The 1,216-nt window shown below is 66.5% G+C and carries 1 protein-coding gene; it reads right to left on the bottom strand.

All coding sequences use genetic code 11. The annotated features are described in order from the left end of the window. Nucleotides 1-8 precede the first annotated feature (8 nt). Complete coding sequence (locus tag EOA29_RS37050; RefSeq protein ID WP_127222432.1) at nt 9-1,157, bottom strand: Xaa-Pro peptidase family protein; 1,149 nt, start codon at nt 1,155-1,157, stop codon at nt 9-11. Nucleotides 1,158-1,216 lie beyond the last annotated feature (59 nt).

The following is a 1,216-nucleotide window of genomic DNA, read 5'->3' as shown; positions in this document are numbered from 1 at the left end:
GTCATCGTCTAGTGAACGATCGGACCGGTCGGGGTGCGCGTCAGCACTTCGGCGCCGGTCTCGGTGAGAAGCACGGTGTTGGAGATGAAATCGTCGCCGCGGCCGGTGCCCATCAGCCAGGACAGGATGTGGAAGCTCATGCCGGTCTCGATCTCGAGATCGGAATCGTGCCGCAGGCCCGTCACCGAATTGCCGCCAGTCCAGGACGGCGGCTGGCCGATGCCGACGAGATAGCCGCAATGATGGCGGCGATAGTGCGAAAGGCCGGCCTCGTCGGCGACACCCTGCCAGGCGGCGTAGACGTCGCGCGCCCTGACGCCGGGTTTCAGCGCCTTGACGACGGCATTGAACGCCTTGGCCGTCACCTCGGCCATCGCGGCGTCCTCGTCCCTGATGCTACCGATACGGATCAGCCGGCCGAGCGGTGCGTGATAGCGCGAAACGCAGCCGGACAGTTCGACGAAGACCGGCTCGCCGCTTCGATAGATGCCGTCGCCCCAGGTCGTGTGTTCCTCGCCGAGCCGGGCGGCGGGGCGGATGAAGGGGCCGAAGCCGGGCGCATGGCCGCCGGCGCGCGCCATCGCCGCCACGCATTGCGCGGCGACCTCCTGCTCGGCGGCGCCGTCGTGGATCGCCGCGATCGCGGCACCGGCGGCGGCATCCGTGACCTTGGCGGCGCGGCGCATCAGCGCCTGTTCCTCGGCGCTCTTAACTAGCCTCATTCTGTCGACCAGCCCGGAGACATCGCTCCATTTGGCCTCGGCCTGCGCTTCCAGTTTCAGGGCGAGGCCGTGGCTGAGGCCCGAGGTCCAGTATTCGAGACCGATGCGCTTGCCCGTCAGGCCGAGTTCGGAAAGGACGCTCGCGGCAAGATCCGCCGCCGTCTCGCTGTCGGAATGGCCGCGGAATTCCGCCGCCTTCACCTGGTTTTCGATCGTCACCTTCTCCATCGAGCGGGTGATGAGAACCGGCTGCCGGTCGAGCGGCACGATCAGAAGATGCGGCGCGAAATAGCCCCAATGGTCGAGACCGGTGAGATAGAAGACATTTTCCGGCGAAGCGAAGACGGCGGCGTCGAGCCCGCGCTCGGCCAACGCATTGCGCACCTTCGACAGGCGGCCGGCGATCTCGGCTTCCGAAAAGGGATTGCGGTCCATTGTGTATCCTCGAAATTGGTCAGTCGATGACGATGAGGTCGCGGGTGACGTCGCAGAGC

Source organism: Mesorhizobium sp. M1E.F.Ca.ET.063.01.1.1, assembly GCF_003998155.1.
Classification (GTDB): Bacteria; Pseudomonadota; Alphaproteobacteria; order Rhizobiales; family Rhizobiaceae; genus Mesorhizobium.
Note: the sequence above shows the minus strand (reverse complement) of the source record. Positions and strands in the feature narration are given on the sequence as shown.